We start from the raw sequence: 23508 nt of genomic DNA, 5'->3' as shown, positions 1-23508 counted from the left end.
AAGTACATTTTTTTAGTGCAAAATAAACATTGTATTTTTAAATATTTGAGCAATAGAACGTGTGGAAATTTGCATCTCTGGCTTGAAACTGTAGGTGAGGACAGAAGGTGCGGTTTGTACTTTATTTGTACTTTAAATGCGAATTCATCCAACAAAAAAGCCCCGGCTCATAACCGGGGCTTTCCATATTATCGTTGCAGGACCAGCTTCTGGGTATAGGACTGTTCTCCGAACCGTACACGCAACAGGTATACACCCGAGGCCCGCGCCGACAGGTTGATGGTCGCTTCGTAGAAGCCGTTGAACCGCTCCACTTCCCGGGTATAGATCCGGTTGCCGAGCATATCCGTTACGTCCAGGTGCAGGTCTTCCTGCTGGAGGGTTTCAAAGTGGATCTTGAATATACCCGTGCTGGGGTTTGGTGAGGCCAGCAGTTCGGGCTTTAACTCCCGCCCATCCGCCTGAAAAGCGAAGGTATACGCCAGTGACATATCCGATACACAGCCCTTCTGCTGCGACTGCACACTGTAGTTGCCGCTCTCCGTTGGGGTATAGCTCTGGCCGGTAGCGCCGGGGATGAGCCTGTTGTCCAGGTACCACTGGTTGCCTTCTGCTAAACTGGACTTCAGGCTGAGTCCCTCCCGCTGTACCACAGGCTGTGCGAGCGGCGCCCCGCTTTCTATTGGCACCTCTACACGCGGACTTTTGCACCCGATGGCCCTGATCTTCAGATCGTAGAAATAATAATAGAACCCCAGGGGAGTGGTGGTCGCGGTGTTACCGGTTATGGCAAACACATCCGGTATCTGGAACGGATAGCCGTTGACCCCTGCATTGTTCCGGAAGATGGTCGCACTGTCGGCATAACTGATTGCTATGTTATAGTTGCCGGCTTCCGGCAGCGCCAGGCCCAGATCGTACACTTCGCCCTGATCGTTCGGGTCGTTTGGCTGCGGGCCTGCGGCAGGCGTCGTACGGGTGGCCTTCACATTGAGTGTTTTGCTGGACACAGGAGCGCCGTCTGAATTGTAAGCCGTGAACGTGATCTTGCCGGAATGACCAATGTATAGGCGGGCACTCTCCAGCAGCATAGGCGCATTGGTAGTGATGGTCACATCCGGCGAGAACTGGTTATACCCTCCGTCTGAGGCAAAATTTTTGTTAGCCGGGCCTACTGTACCCGCAAAATCATTGAGGGCAGCAAAAAAGGTGCGAACAGCCTGCGTGGTGGAAATTCGGGCTGAGTTGCCCGCCGCTATCGGTGTGGTGCCGGTGGCGGAGGTATACCAGAAGACCGTGCCGTCACCGGAACCTGTCAGAGTATACCTGGGGTCGTTGCCGCAGCGATTGACCGTGGCCTGCGGCGCGGCGGTATTGCCTCCTGCACGAAAGCTACTGCTTGCCTGGTTGTTGCTCAGCACAGCATCCTGCTGCAGTCCGGAACGGGCAACAAGCTCATACGAGACACCTGCCTCCGTGGCAAAATTCCCTGACAACACCATTTCATCTTCTGAGAAGGCCCCCAGTGAGCGGGTATAGGTGCCGCTTACCTGGCCTACCTCCATCCCGTTCCGTTGAATGCTTACGGTTACCGGAATATTGGTCTGGGAAGCTGTACCGTTGTTCCGGAGCTTTACCACAAAGGTCTGCTCAGCGCCGGCGCACAGCGAAGCTCCTACCGGGTACACACGCTGTACCGCGATGTCTCTTTTTGCTTTCACGAACTGGACGATGTAGTCCTGGGTTCCGCCGCGGGTATAGGAGCCGCAAGGGCTGATGCTGCCGGCATCCGAGGTCTCAGCTACGACCATACGCAGCCGGGTGCTGTTGCCCGGTTTGACACCGGCTGGCGATGTGATGGATGCTGCGAAGGTCCCGGTGCCTGTGATCACAGCCGATACGGCGGCTTCTTCGCCGGCATCTGTAAAGTTGCTGTTGCCATTCCAGTCCACGTATACCTTGGCTGCTTTTGCTGCACTGGCCCCGCAGGACCCCAGCTCAAAAGAAATGGTTTTGGTCTGGCTGGGTTCAAATTCAAGTACGGGCTGTGTGAGTATCTGGTAGGTGGCGCAGCCCTCATAGGTTTTGGTTTTGCCGTCAAATACCAGCTTATTTATCCTGGCGCCGGCATCCGAGGTAGGAGCGCTGGTGCAGTAGGCCTTGCCTCCTATGCCGCTTACCAGCAGCGCGTAAGCCTGCGGTCCTTTCTGCAAAGTGCCTTTGTGCGCTACACGGATGGTATAGGTTTCTCCCGGAACCGCATTTGGGATGGTGATCTGCTCTACGTTATCGCGGATGTTGTCGCCGCGCTGTGCCGCCTGCTCCGGCTTCTCCGGATCCAGGGTCCAGGGCAGAAAAGAAGTGCCTTTGCTGGTGATGCGCACATCCAGGTCATTGATCAGGCGCGGACTGCGGCTGTTGACAGAGCTGGCCGTAGACGCTAAAACCACGCCCTCCGGATCAGTCCAGGCAATCGTGACGACCAAAGGACCGCTGCCCGAAGCTACGACGTCGAAGCTATAGTTTTGTCCCTGCGCCAGTGTGTTTTCACTGATCAGGTGCGTTTGCTGGGCGTTGGTGATCACGTTGGCTGCTTTCTCTGCGTTCAGCAAACCCCAGCCATGCACATAATCCGGCCCGGGCGCTGTGCCTGCTTCGTCTGCGGTGTGTATGGCCAGGCCTTTGAGGGTAGCGGCACGCATCAATTCGCCCTTTTTGAGGTTGGCATAGTGTTCCTGCAGCAGCAGCAGGGTGCCGGATATGTTGGGAGCAGCCATCGAGGTGCCGTTCAGCAATTTGTAGGACCTGTCGCTGTCACTGTGCGTGGAAAGCACCGATACGCCATTGCCTACAAGATCGGGCTTGATGCGGCCATCATCGGTCGGGCCGAAGCTGCTGAAGGAGGAAATGGCGACGTCGGAGGGCTGGTTGTAGCCGGCAGCGATCGGCTGCACGGCGCCTACCGTCAGGATGTTTTTGGCGTTGCCATACGTTGAAATGGCGTCATAGCCATTGTTGCTGCTGATGCTGGCCGGGCGCTGGGCGATTAAGGTAAAGTTGCCATTCTTGTTGCGCTGAAAATAAGGCTTGCCGGGCTCCGGACCTGTCTCAGCCCGGTTGTTGCCGCCCGATTTTACGATCAGCAAGTAAGGGGCATTGTAGGCAATGCGGTCCCAGTTGGCAGCCGTTTCGTCATAAAAGCCAAATTTATAATCTTCGGTCTCGCTTATTTCAGTATTGCCCCACCATTCCCAGTACGGATCTGTATCGGTGCCTTTGCGATCGGAATTATAGCGCCAGCCGGCAATGGAGCCATAGGAGTGATTGGAGACCAGCATCTGGTTTTTGGCGGCTTCCGCCATCTCGGCCACGTCGTTGTTAAAGTCGTACGCCTGCAGTTTCTTCACGCCGAAAGCCATCCCTTTGGCCAGAGCATTCTGGCCGCTGGCGATAAGGGTGCCCGCCACGTGGGTGGCATGATCATTCACTTTGGAAGCGCCGTCCTTGAGTTCGATGCGGTCCCGTAGTTCCACGTGTGTTTCGCGTATACGTCCGCCATCCCAAATTCCGAGTTTATCAGACACAGCGCTGCTGGCACCGCTGAGGTTTAAGCCCAGGGCGCCGCCGGCCCACAGCTGATCTGTTTTGGTGGTGGCGGCTGCCCGGGTGTTGTTATAGGTGATGTAGTAGATGGGCATGCCGGTGGCATCGAGCCCCTGCAGGGAGATGTGCGAACCATCCTTGTAGGTCTTTTCAACTTCCCATCCATACCGCTTGGCCAGTGCAAGAGCGGCTGCCCGGTTGGTTTTATAGTCCCTTTCAGCTGCCACTGCGATGCGGCTCAAAGCCTCCACATTTGCCTTAGCCGGCAAAACGCTGCGTTGCTGCGCCGTGCCAACCGTAGTGACAGCCATGGCTGCGGCCATAAGCCAAAGGCTTAATCCTCTCATAAAGCAGTAGTAGGTAGAAATTTAAAATCTCTGAATATAATTAAAAGTGATAGAAAGACAAAGTTGTTCAAAAAGTGCAGGTTATTTTCAGCCATGAGGCTGCTCCCGGAAAATACTGCCCTCCAATTAGGGTTCAGGACAACAAAAAAGCGCATCAGGTTTAGCCTGATGCGCTTTTTCTTTTCAATTGGACGGCCAGCTATTTCCGGAGGTATTGTGCAAATTCTTTGGCAAAGTAAGAGAGGATGATATCAGCACCGGCACGTTTGATGCTCAGCAGACTCTCCAGCATGGCCTTCTCTTCGTCGATCCAGCCTTTCAGGCCAGCTGCCTTTACCATGGCATATTCCCCGCTCACGTTGTAGGCTGCAATGGGCAGCTGAGAATTGTCGCGCAGGAGCTTGATAATGTCGAGGTAGGCCAAGGCAGGCTTCACCATCAGGTAGTCGGCTCCTTCTTCCGTGTCCAGCGCGGCTTCGATGAGCGCTTCGCGGCTATTGGCCGGGTTCATCTGGTACGTTTTCTTGTCGCCCATTTTAGGGGCAGAGTCGAGGGCGTCGCGGAACGGACCGTAAAAAGCGCTGGCATACTTGGCCGTATACGCCATGATGCCTACCTGGTGGAAGCCATTCTCATCCAGCACGCGGCGGATGTAGCCTACGCGTCCGTCCATCATGTCGGAGGGGCCTACGATATCGGCGCCGGCCTGCGCCTGTGTCAGGGCCATGTTGCCCAGCACCTCCAGCGACTCGTCATTCACGATCTCGCCGTTGATGACAATACCGTCGTGGCCGTCGGAGCTGTAAGGGTCCATCGCCACGTCGGTCATCAGCACCACATCCGGGAAGTTTTTCTTGATCGCGCGGATCGCTCTCGGGAACAGGCCGTCCGGGTTTTTGCTTTCGGTGGCGTATTTATCTTTCAGGTTTTCAGGTATAGCCGGAAAAGGGGCAAAGGCTTTTACACCCAGCTCCACGCAGGAAGCTACTTCGTCCAACAGGGTATCGATGGAGAAGCGGTTGATACCCGGCATGGAGGCTACTTCCACTTTCTGGTTCTGGCCCTCGATGATAAATAGGGGGTATATGAAGTCGTTCAGGCCCAGGCTTGTTTCCTGCACCATGTTCCGGATTACTTCATTATAGCGGTTGCGTCTTGGTCTTTTCGTGTTCATCGTATAGCAAGTGCTCTAAAATGCTTAAAAATCAGTCAGCTGCAAAGATACGGCGAAAGCGGGGGAAAGGGAAACTATACCTTAGATTTTGACATTTGCTATACCTGAAATCAGGATCATTACTTGCTTGCTTCAGGTATAGCGGACGGTTTTGAGTTGTCGGCTGCTTGTGTGCCATCTAAGCGCCCATGCCCAATTCTTGAGAGGCTAAATCCGTTTTCTTAAGCGAAGCGAAAGAGAGCTTGCGCTCGTTTTCATTTCAGGATTCGTTCAACGGAATGGCTATACCTGTTCAAAACAGGCTGTCCGGATGCAGTAAAACCAGTGGGCTGGTCGGAAAGTCGCGGCTCCACCCTTTTTCCCGGAGTGATAATGCAGGTATAGGAGCCCTGCCAGGAAAACCAAAAGAACAACCATGACATGCCTGTTCTCTACAAGGTATGCATACTTCTTCGTGCGAAGCTTAGCTAGGTTTTATATCACCTGATAATCCCTACAAGGTATAGCTGAGAAATCAGGTAGAGGCAAGTTTCAGGGGAGAAGATTTCAGAACAGGCAGGCTTTTATGGTTTCCCAGTTTGCAAAGACGACATACCTGAAAAAGCCAAAGGAAGCAGCGAATAGGAGGATAGCTGGGATCGTTTCCTTGTTCAGGGGATACTTGTTTTTCAGCAAATGCTCCTATTCTTCATCCGAATCTGCACTATTGAATTCTTCTAAAAGTTTGGTGGCCTGTTCCAGATTCAGGCTGGAAATGATGAGTCGGACCGGGTTGAAACCGCCGGAAGATACCTGCCAGGGGGCAATACTGCCCATGTGCTGATTTTCCACAAAGACATAGATGCCGTTGTTCTCCAGCATATTTTTGATAATAGCTGCCCGGTGGAAGTCTCCGGCAAAGATTTCGACTGGGTTGGTTTCTTGCTGATCTGACATACTTTTTATTTTCAATATACTGAATTTAAAGTTTGGAGGAAAGAGCAGGAGATGAAATGTAGCGGTTCATGCAAAAAGCAAAAGGCGAAGCCATCACAGCTTCGCCTTCTTTGTATTTCAGGTATACCTGTTCTAGAAATTCATCACCACCTTCTCGATGATGTCGCAGCACTCGTGCAGTTGCTCTTCTGTGATCACAAGCGGGGGGGCAAAACGGATGATATCGCCGTGGGTGGGTTTGGCCAGCAGCCCGTTCTCTTTCAGCGCCACGCATACGTCCCAGGCGGTGCGGCCATCGGCGGCAGGTTCGATCACAACTGCATTCAGCAGGCCGCGCCCTCTCACGGTGGTTACCACTTCCGGTCGCTTTACTTTCAGCTGGTTCATGCGCTCCCGGAACAGTTCGCCCAGAGTATGGGCATTCTCCACCAGGTTCTCCTCCCGGATGACCTCCAGCGCTGCAATGGCAACGGTTGCCGCCAAAGGGTTGCCGCCAAAGGTAGAGCCATGTTCGCCCGGCTGTATGCAGAGCATGATGTCATCGTTGGCCAGTACGCACGAAACCGGCAGCACGCCACCCGAAAGCGCTTTGCCCAATATGAGGATATCCGCTTGCACATTGTCGTAGTCGCTGGCCAGCATCTTACCGGTGCGGGCTATACCTGTCTGGATCTCATCGGCCATCAGCAGCACATTGTGCTCTTTGCAAAGCGCGTGTGCCTGGGCCAGGTATCCATCGTCCGGCACCACTACACCGGCCTCGCCCTGTATCGGTTCCACCAGGAAACCGCATACATTCGTGTTCTCCTGCAGGGCTGTTTCCAGGGCCTGCAGATCGTTGTAAGGGATCACTTTGAAACCGGGCATGTACGGGCCGAAGCCTTTGGTAGAGTCCGGGTCGGTGGAAAAGGAAATGATACCGGTGGTGCGGCCATGGAAGTTTCGCTCCACCACCAGGATCTCCGCGTTGTGCGGCGCAATGCCCTTTTTGAGGTAGCCCCACTTGCGGGCCAGCTTGATGGCGGTTTCCACAGCCTCGGCACCGGAGTTCATGTAGAGGGCCTTGTCGTAGCCAAACAACTCGCAGATATACTTCTCTGCTATACCCAGCTTGTCATTGTAAAAGGCGCGCGAAGTAAGCGTGAGCTGCTGGGCCTGCTCGATCAGGGCCTGGATGATGCGCGGATGGCAGTGGCCCTGGTTCACGGCACTGTAGGCCGACAGGAAATCATAGTAGTGTTTGCCTTCCACGTCCCACAGGTGTACGCCTTCGCCTCTGGTAAGCACTACCGGAAGCGGGTGGTAGTTGTGGGCGCCGTACTTTTCTTCGGTTTCGATAGCCTGCTGGCTCGAGTTGATGGATAGCGTGCTCATAGTTTATGGGTTATAGCGGTTGACCAAAATAAGAGGCAGAGCTACGCAGCAGGCTGCGGCTCCGGACCTATATTTACAGAAATTAGGTTTAATTGTTGTAAATATAGTCAAAACAGACTGAATTGGAACCTACACCTGCCGCCAGGGTTCAGGTATGGCTGGGGCTGCCCTGCAGGCACTGCCTGAAGACGGAATAAAAGCCTTCCGGGTCGTATTCGGCGTATATGTTGGTCATGATACCCAGCGTGTTATCCGAAGTGCGGAACCCATACACTTCCTCTTCGCCGGTTCGGGAGGTCGGTGCCGGCACTACGTGTCTTTCCAGCAGCGTGAGTTGCGTAGGAGGGATGGCCTTGCTGAGTTCGGAGCAGTACACGCGCTGCTGCTGTATACTGAAGGTGTTCACGTAACCACGGGCACGCATGGTGTTGACGGCTTCACTTAAGGTACTGAAACTTGACATGGGCATGCAATTAAGAGGTGAATCACACTATATCCCAAAAGAGGTATTTAATTTATAACGTGCGCCCTGTGGAATGAATCGCGTAACAGGCATTTCTTTGGTGAACGGTAGTAAATTACTGATATTTGGCATCTAAACAGAAGTGAACGGATTGAGCAAGCGCTTAGAAGAAGGTAAGGATTACTACCTGAACGAACAGGGGTTGATGGTGTTTACGGCTGCGTATCACCTCAGGCGGGGCTATTGCTGCCAGAGCGGTTGCCGCCATTGCCCCTATGGTTTTAATAAAAAGCAGCGTCCGGAACGGCCAGGCGAAAGCAGCGGCAGCAAGGTATAGAGGCACTTTAAAAAGCCTTTGCAGCTGTAGCAGAGCACGTTTTATTAAAAATATCTGGTATGCTTTTGAACTTCTGCAAATATTTGCAGATATTTGCACCCCTATTGAAATAATTTAGAAGAAAATATAAGATGGCACGAGTTTGCGATTTAACCGGAAAGAGAGTACAAGTAGGAAATAACGTTTCTCACGCTAATAACAAGACGAAGCGTAAGTTCTATCCAAACCTTCAGAAGAAGCGTTTTTATATCCCTGAAGAAGATGCTTGGGTAACCCTGAAGGTGTCTACTTCAGCTTTGAGAACTATCAACAAGAACGGCATCTCTGCAGTACTGAAGAAGGCTGTTGAGCAAGGCTACATCATGTACTAATGACAGCCTTTCGGCTGTGTGTGCTTTTTTTCGGGTTCGCCCTTACGGCAGCCGTTGCACAACCACACGCAGGCTCGGAAAAGTCATCTGATACTTTAGATAAAGAGTTTCACCGGCAACGGAGAGAGGTACTGCGGCAACAGCTGCCCCCTCGCTCCGTTGCCGTCATTTTTGCCAGTCCGGTACGTAACCGCTCCAACGACGTGGAGTATTACTACCATCCGGACCCGGATCTGTACTACCTCACAGGGTATAGAGAGCCGAATGCGGTGCTGCTGCTTTTCAGCAATCCGCAGACCGTCGAGGGGCAACAGGTGCAGGAACTGCTGTTTGTGCAGCCTGGCAACGAAATGCACGAACTCTGGAACGGCAAACGCCTGGGTGTGGAAGGTGCTGCCCGCGAACTGGACATCGCCACGCAGGCCAATACCGATTTTGCCGGTTTCAGGCTCGATACCGCCAGCCTGCAGCACATCCTGATCCGGGAGTTGCCGCACGATGTACGGGACGATGCCGCTGACGAAGCGGACTTGTATAGCCTGCTTGCTCAGTTCAGGACGAAGGTGAAGTATCCTGCCGGGTTTGATGCCACCCGTAACATGCTCTACAGCCTGGTGCGGGCACAGGGGCTGGCGGAGGCCAGTGGCGTGACTGCCTACCTGCACGAGTCCATGCAACAGCAGCCCGCCTTGCGCCAGGACAAGTTTCTGCAGAGCTATATGCAGGCGGCTGATATGCGGGCGCGTACCAAAGCCGTAGCGGCTATACCTGCCTCCAGGCTGGATGCTGCTACCCTGGACCAGGTGCTGAACGGGATGCGAGAAGTGAAAACCGAGGCGGAGCTGAAGCTCTTGCGCAAAGCCATCACGATGTCGGCTATCGGGCAGGTAGAGGTGATGAAAGCCATGAAGCCGGGTATGTCCGAGATGGAAGTGCAGGGGATACACGAGTTTGTGTTCAAAAAATACGGTGCACAGCATGTCGGGTATCCCTCTATCGTGGGGGCCGGCAACAATGGCTGCGTGCTGCACTACACCTCCAGCGCCAAGCCGGCTATATCGGGTCAGGAACTGGTGCTAATGGATGTAGGCGCGGAATACCGGGGTTATACCGCCGATGTGACCCGCACGATACCGGTCACGGGCAGGTTTACGAACGAGCAGAAAGCGATCTATGAGTTGGTGCTGAAGGCGCAGGAAGCGGGCTTTAAGCAGTGCAAGGTGGGCAATGCCTTTGAGGCGCCGCATCAGGCCGCTTACGATGTGATTGCAGACGGCCTGCTCAAGCTCCGGATCATTAGGGCCCGGGCGGAGGCGCAGCAGTATTTTCCGCATGGCACGTCGCATTACCTGGGGCTGGATGTGCACGACCGGGGCAGTTACGGCCCTTTGCAGGCAAATACGGTGATGACAGTAGAGCCGGGCATTTACATACCCGAAGGCAGCCCCTGTGACAAGAAGTGGTGGGGGATCGGGGTACGGATAGAAGACGATATCCTGATCACCGAAAAAGGGTGGGAGAACCTCTCGAAACTGGCGCCGCGAAGTATAACCGAGATAGAGAAAACCATGGCCCAACCCAGTGTATTGGATGATTTCATCCTTCCGAAGCTGGATTGAAAGGCCCCCGATGCCGGCCTGAAACCGATTTAGAAAACGTTTAACCACAGGTGCTGCAGAAAAAATTCTACATAGTTTGTAATTAGAGATTTAAGCTTGTATATTTGCAGTCCTAAATAAAAATTTACTGTTGAGATGGCTAAAAAAGCAAAAGGTAATAGAATCCAGGTAATTATGGAGTGCACAGAGCATAAGACCTCTGGCATGCCTGGTACTTCAAGGTACATCACTACCAAAAACAGAAAGAACACTCCGGAGCGTCTTGAGCTGAAGAAGTTTAATCCTGTGTTGAAAAAAGTTACTGTACATAAAGAAATTAAATAACCATGGCTAAGAAGGTAGTTGCAACCCTTAAAACCTCTTCAGGTAAAGATTGGGCAAAAGTGATCAAAGCCGTTAAGTCTCCAAAAACTGGTGCTTACAGCTTCAAAGAAGAAATGGTACCTGTTGACAAAGTGCAGGATTTCCTTGCCAAATAAAACAGCTTACTCTACTATACATAGATAGCATACATGAAGAAGTCCCTTTGTTGGGACTTTTTTAGTATATTCCCGTATCACACCGAGATAGTCTTCATCCTACAAAACACGCAGATGGGAATTTTTGACTTTTTCAGCAAAGAGCAGAAGAAAGAATCGCTTGACAAAGGTCTTGAGAAAACCAAAACCAGCTTTTTTGGTCAATTAAGCAAAGCCGTTATCGGCAAATCCACGGTAGACGTGGAGGTGCTGGACGAGCTGGAAGAAATTCTGGTGCATGCCGATGTAGGAGTAGAGACCACGGTCAAGATCATTGACCGGATTGAAAAACGGGTGGCCCGCGACAAGTACGTGAGCACAGACGAGCTGGACAGGATCCTGCGCGAAGAGATAGCCGCGCTGCTGGAAGAGAACAGGGCCGGCGACGGTGCCAACTTCGACCTGCCGCCCGATATCAAGCCGTACGTGATCATGGTGGTAGGCGTGAACGGGGTGGGTAAGACCACCACGATCGGTAAACTGGCTTCCCAGTTCCACAAAGCCGGCAAAAAAGTCGTGCTGGGTGCTGCCGATACCTTCCGTGCCGCCGCCGTCGATCAGCTCATCATCTGGGGGGAGCGTGTGGGCGTGCCGGTCATTTCGCATGGCATGAATACCGATCCGGCCTCCGTGGCCTACGATGCCGTAAAAAGGGGAGTGGAGCTGAACGCCGACGTGGTGATCATCGACACCGCCGGACGACTGCACAACAAAGTAGGCCTGATGAACGAGCTCTCGAAGATCAAGCGCGTGATGCAGAAGATAACAGCAGATACGCCGCATGAGGTGCTGTTGGTACTGGACGGAAGCACAGGCCAGAACGCCTTGCTTCAGGCACGTGAGTTTACCAAAGCCACCGATGTGACCGCCCTGGCCATCACCAAGCTGGACGGCACAGCCAAAGGGGGCGTGGTAATTGGTATATCGGATGAGTTTAAGATCCCGGTGAAATACATCGGGGTTGGCGAGAAGATAGAAGACCTGCAGCTGTTCGACAAGCACGAATTTGTGAAATCGTTCTTCTCCCGCAAGTAGATCTTTGCTGTTGCACGTATGGGAAAGCTCCTGCTTATCGGTTTGTCACTGCTCTTGACGTTCTGTAACGGTATTGCCAAAACACCGCAGCAAACGGGCCAGGCGCAGGAGAAGCCACAGGAGAATAAAGCGGGGGCAAAGCAGCAGATGAACATCAAGCAAGGTATACAGGGACGCATACTTTGGGAAGCCGGCAACCAGATGCCCTCTCCCGATGCACCGTCCTCCGGCGGTAAACGCGGCGTAGCACGCACGGTGTATATCTACGAGCTGACCAACAGCACACAAACCACCACGACAGAAGGTGTCTTTCACACCGCCATCCAAACGAAATTAGTCACCCAGGTCGAAACAGATGCAGATGGCAACTTTGCTGTTCCGCTGAAGCCCGGCAGGTATAGCATCTTCACCAAAGAAGAAAAAGGGCTGTATGCCAACCTGTTTGACGGGGAAAACAACATCTTCCCGATGGAGGTGCAAGAAGGCAAGGTGACGACAGTGGAGTTTCTGATCAACTACAACGCTTTTTATTAGCACCCGCTCTACAGCACGGCCTTTTTCTTTCTGTAAACCGAGCGATCTTTTATACCTATACCTGTAAAACACTACAAGCCGGATGAAGCTGCATGCCTATGCTGCCTTGCCAGGTATAGCTGCGCGCGTGAAGCAGAAGAAAGAAAAAACGGCGGGGGTAATGCAAGTATCAGCATCCGTACCTACATTTAGGACTGATTTGCTTTTAAACTGGATACCTGGCATGCGTGAGCGTAAGGATGAGCTGATGGAGTTCGTGTACGAATCTACCCCCAATATACTAAGCGTGAAATGGTCGGATGAGCTGAGTGTAGAATCCTCCCGGTTCTTTCAGACCATAGTTTCCTTGTTTGCCATTATCCAGGAAAAGAACGTCGCCAACCTCATCATCGATTCCGGTATACCCGCCGGCGGTGTCCTGACCGAAGAGGTTATCCATTACTTCATCCAGCATATCCCCGGCACGCCTTTAAAAAATATCGCGATACTGGAGTCGCCGGATTACCTCTGGGATAATAACCTGTACCAGGTGATCAAGCTGCTCATTGCCAGCCATCGCCTGCCCGTTGCGGTTGATCTGGTGAAAGACAAAGCCGCCGCCAGAGAATTCTTTTCTCCGTCCTTGTTCATCGAGAAACCCAAGCCGAAAGAGCGCTGAAGCCAGCGGCAGCAATAGGCAGTAAGCGATGCAGCACCGATTACGCACCTGGCTGATTTACCTCATGTACCCGGCCTCATTAGTATAAACTTTCGGCAGGAAAGCCTGCTAAACAGCTACACCTTATTTATTTACCAAACATATCGTACCTTTGCAAGCTGGTTTCCAAAAACGAACCATTGTGGAGGGATAAAGGTTTTTATCAATTGTAGCGCATTTTATTAAATAGACATAGTAAGTGAAAGTAAGAAGCTTAAAGAAAGACAAGGTAAACGTGATCACATTGGGTTGTTCCAAAAACCTGGTGGATTCCGAAGTACTGATGGGACAGCTGCGCGCGAACGATATGGACGTGGCGCATGAGTCTGAGAAAGACGATTCGAATATCATCATTGTGAATACCTGCGGCTTTATCGACAATGCCAAGCAGGAATCCATTGACACCATCTTGCGCTACGCCGAAGCCAAGGAAAGCGGTCAGATAGACAAGTTGTATGTGACCGGCTGTTTGTCGCAGCGCTACAAGGATTCTCTGGAAGCAGAGATTCCGCAGGTAGACGCTTACTTTGGTACGCTGGAGCTCCCGCAGCTGCTCAAAAAACTGGATGCTGACTACAAGCACGAGCTCATTGGCGAGCGCCTGATCACGACCCCATCACACTACGCTTATTTCAAGATTGCCGAAGGCTGCAACCGTCCCTGCTCTTTCTGTGCCATACCTCTGATGCGGGGCAAACACGTAGACCGTCCGATCGAGGACCTGGTGAAGGAGGCAAAGCGCCTGGCCGGCATGGGCACCAAAGAACTAATCCTCATTGCCCAGGACCTGACTTACTACGGTTTGCAGCACTACGGCGAGCGGAAGCTGGCCGATCTGCTGCGCAACCTCTCCGATGTGAACGGCATTGAGTGGATCCGGATGCAGTACGCCTACCCGTCCCAGTTCCCGATGGATGTGTTCGATGTGATGAGCGAGCGCGACAACATCTGCAAGTACATGGACATGCCGCTGCAGCATATTTCGGACAACATGCTCAAGACCATGCGCCGCGGCATCAGCAAGCGCCGCACCATCGAACTGGTAGATACTGTCCGCCAGCGCGTGCCTGATATCGCTTTGAGAACAACCCTGATCGCAGGGCACCCGGGCGAGACTGATCAGGATTTCCAGGAACTGTACGATTGGGTGGAGGAGACAAAATTCGACCGCCTAGGTATCTTCACGTACTCGCACGAGGAAAATACGCACTCCCATACCCTGGAAGACAATGTGCCCGACGAGGTGAAGCAGGAGCGTGCCGACGCCATCATGGAGTTGCAGCAAGGTATATCTGTGGAGCTGAACGAAGCCAAGATCGGCAATACTTACAAAGTACTCTTTGACCGCAAGGAAAGCGGCTATTTTGTAGGCCGTACCCAGTTCGACTCCCCGGAAGTGGACAACGAAGTGCTGGTGGCAGCCGATAACCAGTATGTGCGCTTGGGCGACTTTGCAAATGTAAAAATCACCGATTCTTCCGACTTTGACCTGTATGGGGAAGTGGTTAGCTAGATAGTAGATACTAGACGTTAGACATTAGACTTGTTGAAAATAGCCCGACTGGTATACCTGTCGGGCTATTTCTATTTATAGATAACTACACAAGAAAGGTCTTTTATCCAATATCTATCGTCTAACTTCTAATATCTAACAACTAACCTACTTCAGCACATACTTGCTCAGCACTTTATAAGCTGCATTGACATTATCGCCCTTCCGGAACTCCTGCCGGATGGTTGCCGTAGACTCGCCCGTCAGCCAGATCTTTAGTTCGGCATCATAGTCGAGCATGCCGGCGCTCTCTTTTGAAAACATTTTGATGCTGGAGTAGGGCACGCTCTGGTATTCGACTTTTGAGCCGGTTATACCTTGCTTGTTCACCACGATGAGGCGCTTGTTGGTAAAGACCATCATGTCGCGGATAAGCCGGAAGGCACTTTCAATGCGTTCATCCTCCAGCAAAATAGGCTCAAACTCCTTGGTGAGCTTTTCGACGGGCACGGCCGAGGCATGTCCCATCAATCCATTTAGTATTCCCATTGTATTACGGCTTAGTGGTAGATGCTATACCTTAAGTATAGTTGAATTTCGGAAGATAGTTGCACTGAACTATTTGAAACCTGGATTTTCGGACCGGCCAGGCAAACCAAAGTCGATTCAGGCGCTAAGCCGACAGCTTCCTTAGTCCCGGGCCCGTCCGTCCCTTTCGAGCTGCTTTCTATCGCATCTGCTGCAAATCAAAAAATAAAACCCGTACTTTGTGCCGCCGCACCAAAATGGGTGGCCATTGCAACAGAATCCTGATAGAGCAGTTTAATTGCTTAGAGCCTGATTAAATTTCGTTTTTGCAGCGCAAGGAATGAATTTTAACCATGTTCTTAGATGCATCTTCTAAAACACCGCAGATGGAAGTGACCGATATGAAAATCACCAAGGTGGACTATGCCCAGACCGGCGCCTTTTCCCAGACGATAGCCGACTACCTGTCCCAGAACGAAAAGCTGCAGCCTTTCTACAACCGTTTCCCGACAGTGGCCGCTTTTGAGGAGCAGCTGAAAGAGAAAAGCTTCAGCCAGGAGCAGCGCCATACCTTGCACCAGGCACTGCTGGAGCAATATGCTTCCCTGGCGGACGTCCACCCGAAGGTGCAGCAACATATAGACCTGCTGCAGCAGCCCGATACCTATACCATCACCACCGGTCACCAACTCAATATCTTTACCGGGCCGCTCTACTTTGTGTATAAGATCATCACGGCGATCAACACCTGCAGGCAGCTGCGGGAGAAATACCCAGATCACAACTTTGTGCCGGTCTACTGGATGGCCACCGAAGACCACGATTTTGCTGAGATCAACCATTTCAACCTGTTCGGGAAGCGCTATACCTGGGAAACAGACCAGAAAGGAGCCGTCGGGCGCTTTTCAACAGAGGGGCTGGAGAAGGTGCTCGAGGAGATGCCGGAAGCCTACCCGATCTTTGAAGAAGCGTACCGCAACAGCAACACACTGGCCGACGCGACCCGTGCCATTACCCATGCGCTGTTCGGCGCGTACGGACTGGTAGGTATAGACGGCGATCATGCAGCGCTCAAGCAGGCGCTGACACCGGTCGTGGAAAGAGAACTGACCGAGCATCTATCGAACCAGTTGGTAGAAGAAACCAATGCCCGGTTAGAGAAGCTAGGATATAAACCGCAGGTATTTTCCCGCCAGATCAACCTGTTTTACCTAAAAGATGGCTTGCGCGAACGGATCGTGCAGGAAGGGGATACCTATCAGGTACTCAACACCGATTGCCGCTTCAGCCGGCAGGAGATCCTGCAGGAGGCAAGCCAGCATCCGGAGCGCTTCAGCCCGAACGTTATCCTGCGCCCCCTTTACGAAGAGCTGGTACTGCCCAACCTGGCCTACATTGGCGGCGGGGCAGAGGTAGCCTACTGGTTCCAGCTCCGCAAGGTGTTTGAAGCATATCAGGTGCCTTTCCCGGTGCTGATGCTGCGCAACTCGGCGCTGTACATCAGCCGACCCAATGCCAGCCGCATGCACAAGCTGGGCCTGCAGCCCCTCGACCTGTTCCAGGATTACCAGGAGCTGAAAAAGAAGCTTTCTGCACAGCTGCATGAAGGCGAGATCAACCTGGAGGCGCAGCGGGAGGCCGCTGCAAACCTATACAAGCAGGTAGAAGAGCTGGCCGAAGGGATTGACCCGACGCTGGTAAAAGCCGTAGCAGCCGAAGCCCAGAAAGCCACTAACTCACTGCACATGCTGGAAAAGAAACTTTCCAAAGCCCGCGACAGCAAGCATGAACAGACCTTCAAGCAGCTCGAGAATCTGAAAGATAAGTTGTTTCCGAACGGCAGCCTGCAGGAGCGCCAGGACAACCTGCTTTCTTATCAGACCAACCATCCCGATTTTATACCTGCGCTGGCAGAGGCGTTCGATCCCTTCGACCTGAAGTTCACCATACTGGAAGAAGCCTGATGCTAAAAGCGGAGCTACGAAAACTGATGCTGCAGCAAAGGCGGGCATTGCCGGCCGAAGAGGTGGCAGCGCGTAGCCAGCGTATAGGGGACCTGTTTTTTGCGCATTTTCCGCTCAGGCCAGGTCAGACGGTACACGTGTTTCTGCCGATTGTGAAGAACAATGAGGTGAATACCTGGCCCATCATCGAGCGGCTCCGCTTGGAGCAACCCGGGGTGCGTGTGGCGGTGCCTGTTACGGATGCCGCGCAGCATGTGCTTACCCATCATCACCTCACGGACGAGTCGGTGCTGGTGGAAAATCCCTGGGGTATACCTGAACCGCAGGACGCGCAGATCATTCCGGCGCCAGAAGTAGATCTGGTGCTCATTCCCCTGCTGGCCTTCGACAAGGCCGGGCACCGGGTAGGCTATGGCAAAGGCTTCTACGACCGCTTCCTGGCTGACTGCCGCCCGGAAGTGCTAAAGATCGGCTTGTCATTGGAGCCTCCTGTAGAACAGATCTCCGACCCCAATGCCTTCGACGTGCCGCTGGACTACGCGATCACCCCGCAGGGGGTATGGCCTGAAAAAGAATCTCTGGGTTAATCTACCCGGGCTTCTTTCTTCCCTTCCCGTATTGTTTCTGCCGCTTCTTTCTGGGTAGCCTCATCCGCCTGCGGTTCCTGTTGCTCATACTTGTTTTTGGGCGCGAAGCTCAGCCGGATGAAGATAGGAAAGTGGTCAGAGTCAATGTCTGGCAGCCGCTCAATACCCTTCAGCTTGAAATGGTCGGAATGAAAGACGTGGTCGAGGGGCCAGCGCAGCAGCAGGTAGTTGGCATTGAAGGTGTTGTAAAAGCCACGACCGATACGCGGGTCCAGCAGGCTGCTCATTTCCTGGAATAGCTTCGTCGTGCGCGACCAGGCCACATCATTAAAATCGCCGGCTACCACAACCGGGTATTTGGAGTTTGCTATGTCCCGGGCAACCATTACAATCTCAGCGTCACGTTTTTTGGAGTTTGCCGCCTCTGTAGGTACCGGTGGCTTTGGGTGCACCGCATGCAGCTCTACCCAGATACCATTGCGGAGCTGCACAAATGTCTTGATGGAAGGAATCTCGTCGTCGAGCAGGTAGCTTACCTTTTGCTGGCGCAGCGGCAGCTGGCTGTACAGGTGCATACCGTAGGTATTGCTTAAGGGGATCTCCACCCGATGCGGATATTTTTGTGTAGCTGCCCGCATACCTTGCTGCCATACCGAATCGGACTCCAGCAACAGCAGGATGTCGGGGTCCTTCTCCTGTGTCAGGCGGATCAGCTTGTCGTAGTTTTCATTCGACATCAGTACGTTGGCTACCAGTACGCTCAGCCCGGCCTCCTGCTGTTCTTCGGACGCGGCAAGTTTGACCTGGGTAGGTGCGGCTTTGGTATACGGGTAAATTTGGTAGGCCTGGTACATGCTGGCAATTGCCAGCAATCCCAGCAATAGTTTGTCGCGTTTGCGATGGCGCGAGCCCAGCCAGAGGTAGAGCACGAAAACGGCCAGGGCCATCACAAACAGTTGCATACGCGGGTAGTCAAACACGCGCACATACCACTGCTGTGCGTCCAGCAGCGGCAAAGCAGTGGCAAGCACAACAAAGGTGCCGAAAGCCTGTAGTATAATTTTTGCTGCGGTTTTCATGGGTGCGTAGGGTGGCTATGGCAGCGGGAGCGGGGATATGTAGTATAACAGTGTCGGTTTATAGAGCTGCAGTACGCAATTGCCCGGAGTATGTTTATTAGCGCGAAGCTATATAATGGATAAAGAGGTAAAAGGTTGGAATCAAAACAGGCCCTCCCGCATGGATACGGGAGGGCCTGCATAGACTGGTAGCCGGGATTGTTATTTCTTTTTCTTTCCTTTGCCCAGGTTTTTCAGGTGCTGCACCGGGCCAAACTCTGCCTGCTCGATGGTTCTGCCACTCAGGTAGATTTTACGCAGCTGCACCTCTACCGGCGCCATGGTCTTGGTGATGTCAGAAGACACGACTTTGGTATAGAACTCTTTCGCCGCTACGGCTGCTCCTCTTTCAAAAGCATGTTTCGACTGGTTCCTGTTCACCGGTAGGCCGGGAATAACCTGATACGTAGTGCAGACTACTTCATACTTTGCCTGAAAAGGCTTGATGGCCTGCTTAAGGAATTTCTTCATTGCGAGTGTATTTGCTTTCATTGCGCTGTGGATTTACAAAACTAAAAAGTATATGGGGGATACAGAGCAATAAATATATTTAAATAGTTGAATATATTATCCAAAACAACTGAAGATTCCTGCATTATATTTTACAGTGGCGCTTGGCTCTCTACAAGCGTTTGTAAACGAGTGAATTATACAATGACCGGATTTAAAAACAGGCGGGGAGGTCCGGAAAATAATTTCCCGGCCGGAAGGAATGCAAAAATGTCGTTCATGCCTGACTTGGGGCGATCGTACTGTCGGGCTGCAAGTGCACCCGGTGTTAAGCTACTTATTTTGCACGTGCCAGGAGCTTCTCTATCTCGGGGGCCAGCTTTTCAGGTTTGGTGATGGGGGCAAAGCGCTTGTAGGGTTTTCCGTCCGGGCCTACCAGAAATTTGGTAAAATTCCACTTTACCCAGCTCCCCAGCAGGCCACCCAGTTCAGACTTCAGGTAACGGAACACCGGATGTGCATCCTTGCCGTTCACGTCTACTTTGTCGAACATCGGGAAGCTCACGCCATAGTTGAGGAGGCAGCCTTCTTCGATCTCTTTCTTGCCACCCGGCTCCTGGTTGCCAAACTGGTTGCAGGGGAAGCCCAGGATCACCAGGCCTTTGTCCTGGTATTTCTTATAAAGCGCTTCCAGTCCTTCATATTGCGGTGTAAAGCTACACTGGCTGGCCGTATTGACCACCAGCACGACCTTGCCCTGGTACTGCTCCATAGGTATTTCCTTGCCCTGCAGCGAAGTGGCGGAGAGGGTATAGAATGCGTTGTTTGTATCGTTTGTGCTCATGCTATAAGGGAGGGCCGGAGGCCATTAGCGTATCTCAAGTTCAGTAATCTATACCTGAACAGCAAATAACAGAAAAGGTTTCCCGGATAAAGGCGGCTATACCTGTCGGGCTTCAGACTGATCGAGGTATAAGAACGAAAACCCGGAGCCAAGCCCGGGTTATCGTTGGAGCAGGTATAGCGTCTGTTAGTCTACCTGTTTCAGGCCACGGGTCATTTCCCGTTTGCCGGGAGGGCCAGGCAGCGCCTCCACCTCAAAGCCGGCTGCCTTCAGGCTGCGCTTGAACGAGCCTTTGGCACAGTAGGTCACGAGCACTCCGCCCGGACGGGTCGCATTGTACAGTTTCCGGAACATCTCATCCGACCACAGTTCCGGCTGCTTTTCCGGGGCAAAGGCATCGAAGTAGATCAGGTCGTAATACGCCTGTGGCGCTACGAACTCCTCCAGTGTTTCGTGTATCTTTTGCAGGGTGAAGTACGGGATGATGTCTACCGGTTCGTTCCAGGGCGCTTTGTGCATCTGCTCAAACACATCCTGCAGTTCCGGGTTCAGAATCACTTTGTCGAAATGCAGCTGCTCCACCACACCCGCCTCCAGGGGGTATTTCTCGAGCGTATCGTATTGGATGAAGGCTTTGTGGGCCAGCGCAAACGGATAGGTCAGGATAGCGTTGAGGCCCGTGCCAAAACCAACCTCCAGTATTTTGATGTCCTTCCGAAGATCAAGCACATGCTCCAGGCCGTGCTTGATGAAGACATGCTGCGACTCCTGCAAAGCGCCATGCACCGAGTGGTAGTGCTCGTTTAGCGCGGGCACATACAGGGTGTTGGAGCCATCTTTGGTCTGCCTGATTTCGAGATGCATTCTTTTTGAGTTACTTTACAAATGTAAGCAATGCTTTGGCCTGTCTGCAATACAAAATGGGCAGATTTTTCAGAAAGCAGCACTATTTGAAACGATTTTAAACGATTTGTGGCCCGGCCCACAGCTATACCTTCACGCATCCACTTATGGCCAGAATAAAAGTAGCTATACCTGCCCACGTCGCCTTTGAAGCGACCATCCCGCTACGCATTACCGATCTGAACTACGGGGCCCACCTGGGCAACGACGCCTTGCTCTCCATCCTGCACGAAGGGCGCCTGCAGTTGCTGCGGCACCTGGGCTATACCGAGCTGGAGATGGGCGGCGCCAGCCTGATCATGGCTGATGTGGCCATTGAGTACAAAGGCGAAGGTTTCTATGGCGATATCCTCTCGCTTCGGATGGCTTTTGCCGATGTAAACAGGTATGGTTTCGACATTACCTACCACGTACTCAACCAGAACGGCAAAGAAATAGCGCGTGCCAAGACAGGTATGCTGTGCTTTAACTACCAGGAGCGAAAATTAATGGTGCTGCCGGACGAAGTAAAGGCCCGGATTGAAACTAATGCCTGAGTATTTTTGTAATTTTGCAGTATGACACTGATTGCAGATATAAATATACTGAATAAGAAGGACATCCGTAAGCTTTCGCTGGATGACTTAAAGGCGTGGCTGGTAGAGCAGGGCGAAAAAGCGTTCCGTGCCAAGCAGGTCTATGAGTGGATCTGGAAGCACTCGGCGCAGTCATTTGAGGAAATGAACAACGTGAGCCTGGCCCTGCGCGAAAAGCTGGATCAGCATTTTGCGATCAACGCGGTGCAGGTGGCGACCAAGCAGCTCAGCAACGACGGCACCATCAAATCTGCCTTCAGACTGTATGACAACAACATTGTGGAGGGCGTACTGATCCCGCACGATGAGCGCAAGACAGCCTGTGTGAGTAGCCAGGTAGGTTGTTCGCTGACGTGCAAGTTCTGCGCCACCGGCTACATGGACCGGGTGCGTAACCTGGATGCCGCCGAGATCTATGATCAGGTGGTGCGCATCAACGAGCAAAGCCTGGAGCAGTACGGTCATCCGCTGACCAACATCGTGTACATGGGGATGGGCGAGCCGATGCTCAACTATGCCAACGTGATGAAAAGCATTGAGCGTATCACGGCGCACGACGGACTAGGTATGGCGGCGCGCCGCATCACGGTGAGCACGGCAGGTATAGCCAAGATGATCAAAAAGATGGCGGATGACGGTGTGAAGGCCAACCTGGCTTTATCCCTGCATGCAGCCAACGATGAGAAGCGCAACCAGATCATGCCCATCAACGAGTCCAACTCGCTGGAGGCGCTGACCGACGCCTTGAAACATTTTCATGAAGTGACAGGCCGCAAAGTGACCTACGAATACATCGTGTTTGATAATTTCAACGACTCGCTTCAGGATGCGGAAGAGCTGCTGCGCTTCACCAAGATCATCCCCTGCAAAGTGAACCTCATTGAGTACAACCCCATTGAGAACGCCCATTTCGTGAATACGGATGAAGACCGCCTGGAACGGTTTATTTATTACCTGGCAGATCGGGGCGTGCAGGTGAACGTGCGCCGCAGCCGGGGCAAAGACATCGATGCCGCCTGTGGTCAGCTGGCCGTGAAAGAAAAACAATCTGTATAAGTCCGCTTATCAACTACGAAATACCAAGGCCTCTGCTATCAACTAGCAGAGGCCTTGTCTTCTTTAAGGGGCTCTGAATTGCAGGCAGATCAACTTGCCTTGTTAAACCTGCCTTCCGGTCTGGGTCTGCCGCTGGCAATGTCCTGCGGATTTTTGGTCACTTCCTGCTCCCTGAAAATAACGGCATGCGCTTTGGGGCGTATCTGCTGGCCAAACTCACTGGCATATTGCTGGGTGAGCTCTGCTCCGAAAAGAACGATCAGGGACGAATAATATATCCAGACAAGGATCAGGATCATGGAACCGGCGGCGCCATAAGCCGAACCGGGGTCACTGGTGCTGATATACCAGCTGATGAGGAACTTGCCAACCGTGAAAAGAAAAGCCGTGAAAAAGGCGCCCATCCATACATCTTTCCATCGGATAAAGGCATCGGGCAGGTATTTGAAAATCAGCGCAAACAGGGCGGTGATGATGCTGATTGAGAGTATAAAATCAACTGCTTTGAGCAGGTAGTAGAGCACATCCGGGGAGATAAACTGCAGGTATTTATCAAAAATAGCCTGCAGATACCCACTCAGAATAGAGATCATCGCACTGAGCAGCAGTGAAATCAGCATCAGCAAGGCAATACTCAGCACGATGCCAAAGGAGAACAGACGCACTTTGAGCATCTTCACGATGCTGTTGGTGGGCTTTGGTTTTACGTTCCAGACCCGGTTCAGAGATTCCTGCAGCGTAGCAAAGAAGGTAGTGGAGGCAAATACAAGCGTCCCAATTCCGATCCAGAAAGCAATGCCGCTTCCCTCACTCATGGCCGCGTTCTGAATTATGGACTCAATCGTCTCGGCAGCGCTGGGGCCAATAGCGGCAGATATCTGGCTTGAGAGCTCCCCTGAAACAGCCTTTTCGCCCCAAAAAAAGCCTGCTGCCTGGATGATGATGACCAACAGCGGCGGAATGGAGAAAATAGCGTTGAAGGC

At 52.6% G+C, this 23508-nt stretch carries 24 protein-coding genes; 13 read left to right on the top strand and 11 right to left on the bottom strand.

All coding sequences use genetic code 11. From position 1 onward, the window contains the following. Nucleotides 1-188: 188 nt before the first annotated feature. The 5 genes from OB13_RS04445 to OB13_RS04425 all read right to left on the bottom strand — a co-directional run bounded on the left by OB13_RS04445 (nucleotide 189) and on the right by OB13_RS04425 (nucleotide 7897). Nucleotides 189-3926: a S8 family serine peptidase gene (locus OB13_RS04445; protein ID WP_461488944.1), complete on the bottom strand. Its 3738-nt coding sequence runs from the start codon at nucleotides 3924-3926 to the stop codon at nucleotides 189-191. 223 nt (nucleotides 3927-4149) lie between these two features. Next, the gene (gene hemB, locus OB13_RS04440; RefSeq protein WP_461488943.1) at nucleotides 4150-5124 is read right to left on the bottom strand and encodes a porphobilinogen synthase; all 975 of its coding nucleotides are present in this window, start codon (nucleotides 5122-5124) and stop codon (nucleotides 4150-4152) included. A 681-nt stretch (nucleotides 5125-5805) separates the two neighbouring features. Next, on the bottom strand, nucleotides 5806-6060 hold the full coding sequence (locus tag OB13_RS04435; protein WP_461488942.1) for a putative signal transducing protein: 255 nt from the start codon (nucleotides 6058-6060) through the stop codon (nucleotides 5806-5808). Nucleotides 6061-6192: 132 nt separating this feature from the next. Continuing rightward, entirely contained in the window at nucleotides 6193-7434 is a 1242-nt protein-coding gene (gene rocD, locus OB13_RS04430) for an ornithine--oxo-acid transaminase (RefSeq protein ID WP_461488941.1), read from the bottom strand. Between the two features lie 148 nt (nucleotides 7435-7582). Then, nucleotides 7583-7897 carry a hypothetical protein gene (locus OB13_RS04425; RefSeq protein ID WP_461488940.1) on the bottom strand — a complete coding sequence of 105 codons (315 nt, stop codon included), beginning with the start codon at nucleotides 7895-7897 and terminating at the stop codon, nucleotides 7583-7585. Nucleotides 7898-8048: 151 nt separating this feature from the next. Between OB13_RS04425 and OB13_RS04420 the strand changes: the two genes are divergently transcribed. The 9 genes from OB13_RS04420 (at nucleotide 8049) to rimO (ending at nucleotide 14521) form a co-directional block, all read left to right on the top strand. Further along, the gene (locus OB13_RS04420; protein ID WP_461488939.1) at nucleotides 8049-8234 is read left to right on the top strand and encodes a DUF5522 domain-containing protein; all 186 of its coding nucleotides are present in this window, start codon (nucleotides 8049-8051) and stop codon (nucleotides 8232-8234) included. Between the two features lie 131 nt (nucleotides 8235-8365). Then, on the top strand, nucleotides 8366-8605 hold the full coding sequence (gene rpmB / locus OB13_RS04415) for a 50S ribosomal protein L28 (protein ID WP_018476578.1): 240 nt from the start codon (nucleotides 8366-8368) through the stop codon (nucleotides 8603-8605). Next, complete coding sequence (locus tag OB13_RS04410; protein ID WP_461488938.1) at nucleotides 8605-10224, top strand: aminopeptidase P N-terminal domain-containing protein; 1620 nt, start codon at nucleotides 8605-8607, stop codon at nucleotides 10222-10224. The genes rpmB and OB13_RS04410 overlap by 1 nt, the downstream gene beginning before the upstream one ends. Before the next feature lie 135 nt (nucleotides 10225-10359). Then, nucleotides 10360-10548: a 50S ribosomal protein L33 gene (rpmG, locus tag OB13_RS04405; protein WP_461488937.1), complete on the top strand. Its 189-nt coding sequence runs from the start codon at nucleotides 10360-10362 to the stop codon at nucleotides 10546-10548. 2 nt (nucleotides 10549-10550) lie between these two features. Beyond that, on the top strand, nucleotides 10551-10703 hold the full coding sequence (locus tag OB13_RS04400) for a DUF4295 domain-containing protein (RefSeq protein ID WP_461488936.1): 153 nt from the start codon (nucleotides 10551-10553) through the stop codon (nucleotides 10701-10703). Nucleotides 10704-10817: 114 nt separating this feature from the next. Continuing rightward, nucleotides 10818-11777, top strand: coding sequence for a signal recognition particle-docking protein FtsY (gene ftsY / locus OB13_RS04395; RefSeq protein ID WP_461488935.1), 960 nt, complete (start codon nucleotides 10818-10820; stop codon nucleotides 11775-11777). A gap of 18 nt (nucleotides 11778-11795) precedes the next feature. Further along, the gene (locus tag OB13_RS04390) at nucleotides 11796-12311 is read left to right on the top strand and encodes a carboxypeptidase regulatory-like domain-containing protein (RefSeq protein WP_461488934.1); all 516 of its coding nucleotides are present in this window, start codon (nucleotides 11796-11798) and stop codon (nucleotides 12309-12311) included. 223 nt (nucleotides 12312-12534) lie between these two features. Next, nucleotides 12535-12969 carry a hypothetical protein gene (locus tag OB13_RS04385; protein ID WP_461488933.1) on the top strand — a complete coding sequence of 145 codons (435 nt, stop codon included), beginning with the start codon at nucleotides 12535-12537 and terminating at the stop codon, nucleotides 12967-12969. Between the two features lie 238 nt (nucleotides 12970-13207). After that, nucleotides 13208-14521 carry a 30S ribosomal protein S12 methylthiotransferase RimO gene (rimO, locus tag OB13_RS04380; RefSeq protein WP_461488932.1) on the top strand — a complete coding sequence of 438 codons (1314 nt, stop codon included), beginning with the start codon at nucleotides 13208-13210 and terminating at the stop codon, nucleotides 14519-14521. Between the two features lie 147 nt (nucleotides 14522-14668). Here the strand turns inward: rimO and OB13_RS04375 are convergent, their stop codons facing one another. Continuing rightward, entirely contained in the window at nucleotides 14669-15049 is a 381-nt protein-coding gene (locus tag OB13_RS04375) for a PH domain-containing protein (RefSeq protein ID WP_461488931.1), read from the bottom strand. Between the two features lie 332 nt (nucleotides 15050-15381). On the opposite strand from OB13_RS04375, the gene bshC reads away from it, so the two are divergent. Further along, on the top strand, nucleotides 15382-16992 hold the full coding sequence (gene bshC, locus OB13_RS04370; protein WP_461488930.1) for a bacillithiol biosynthesis cysteine-adding enzyme BshC: 1611 nt from the start codon (nucleotides 15382-15384) through the stop codon (nucleotides 16990-16992). Continuing rightward, nucleotides 16992-17579: a 5-formyltetrahydrofolate cyclo-ligase gene (locus OB13_RS04365; RefSeq protein WP_461488929.1), complete on the top strand. Its 588-nt coding sequence runs from the start codon at nucleotides 16992-16994 to the stop codon at nucleotides 17577-17579. Before bshC ends, OB13_RS04365 begins: the two co-directional genes overlap by 1 nt. On the opposite strand, the gene OB13_RS04360 is transcribed toward OB13_RS04365, so the two are convergent. The 4 genes from OB13_RS04360 to mnmC2 form a co-directional block, all read right to left on the bottom strand. Further along, the gene (locus OB13_RS04360) at nucleotides 17576-18658 is read right to left on the bottom strand and encodes an endonuclease/exonuclease/phosphatase family protein (RefSeq protein ID WP_461488928.1); all 1083 of its coding nucleotides are present in this window, start codon (nucleotides 18656-18658) and stop codon (nucleotides 17576-17578) included. The genes OB13_RS04365 and OB13_RS04360 overlap by 4 nt on opposite strands. 201 nt (nucleotides 18659-18859) lie before the next feature. Next, a complete protein-coding gene (locus OB13_RS04355) occupies nucleotides 18860-19168 on the bottom strand; it encodes a hypothetical protein (protein ID WP_461488927.1) in 309 nt (102 codons plus the stop codon). A gap of 316 nt (nucleotides 19169-19484) precedes the next feature. Beyond that, entirely contained in the window at nucleotides 19485-19991 is a 507-nt protein-coding gene (locus OB13_RS04350) for a glutathione peroxidase (protein ID WP_461488926.1), read from the bottom strand. A 186-nt stretch (nucleotides 19992-20177) separates the two neighbouring features. Then, complete coding sequence (gene mnmC2 / locus OB13_RS04345) at nucleotides 20178-20855, bottom strand: tRNA (5-methylaminomethyl-2-thiouridine)(34)-methyltransferase MnmC2 (RefSeq protein WP_461488925.1); 678 nt, start codon at nucleotides 20853-20855, stop codon at nucleotides 20178-20180. 146 nt (nucleotides 20856-21001) lie between these two features. Here mnmC2 and OB13_RS04340 point away from each other — a divergent pair, with 146 nt between their 5' ends. Together OB13_RS04340 and rlmN are read left to right on the top strand one after the other, a co-directional pair. Further along, complete coding sequence (locus OB13_RS04340) at nucleotides 21002-21430, top strand: acyl-CoA thioesterase (protein WP_461488924.1); 429 nt, start codon at nucleotides 21002-21004, stop codon at nucleotides 21428-21430. Between the two features lie 21 nt (nucleotides 21431-21451). After that, a complete protein-coding gene (gene rlmN, locus OB13_RS04335; protein ID WP_461488923.1) occupies nucleotides 21452-22525 on the top strand; it encodes a dual-specificity RNA methyltransferase RlmN in 1074 nt (357 codons plus the stop codon). Nucleotides 22526-22614: 89 nt separating this feature from the next. Here the strand turns inward: rlmN and OB13_RS04330 are convergent. Next, nucleotides 22615-23508: YihY/virulence factor BrkB family protein (locus OB13_RS04330; protein WP_461488922.1), on the bottom strand; the 894-nt coding region annotated here is incomplete at its 5' end.

It is taken from the genome of Pontibacter sp. HJ8, assembly GCF_054824225.1.
The sequence above is the reverse complement of the archived record's forward strand: the minus strand, read 5'-3'. Positions and strand labels throughout refer to the sequence as shown.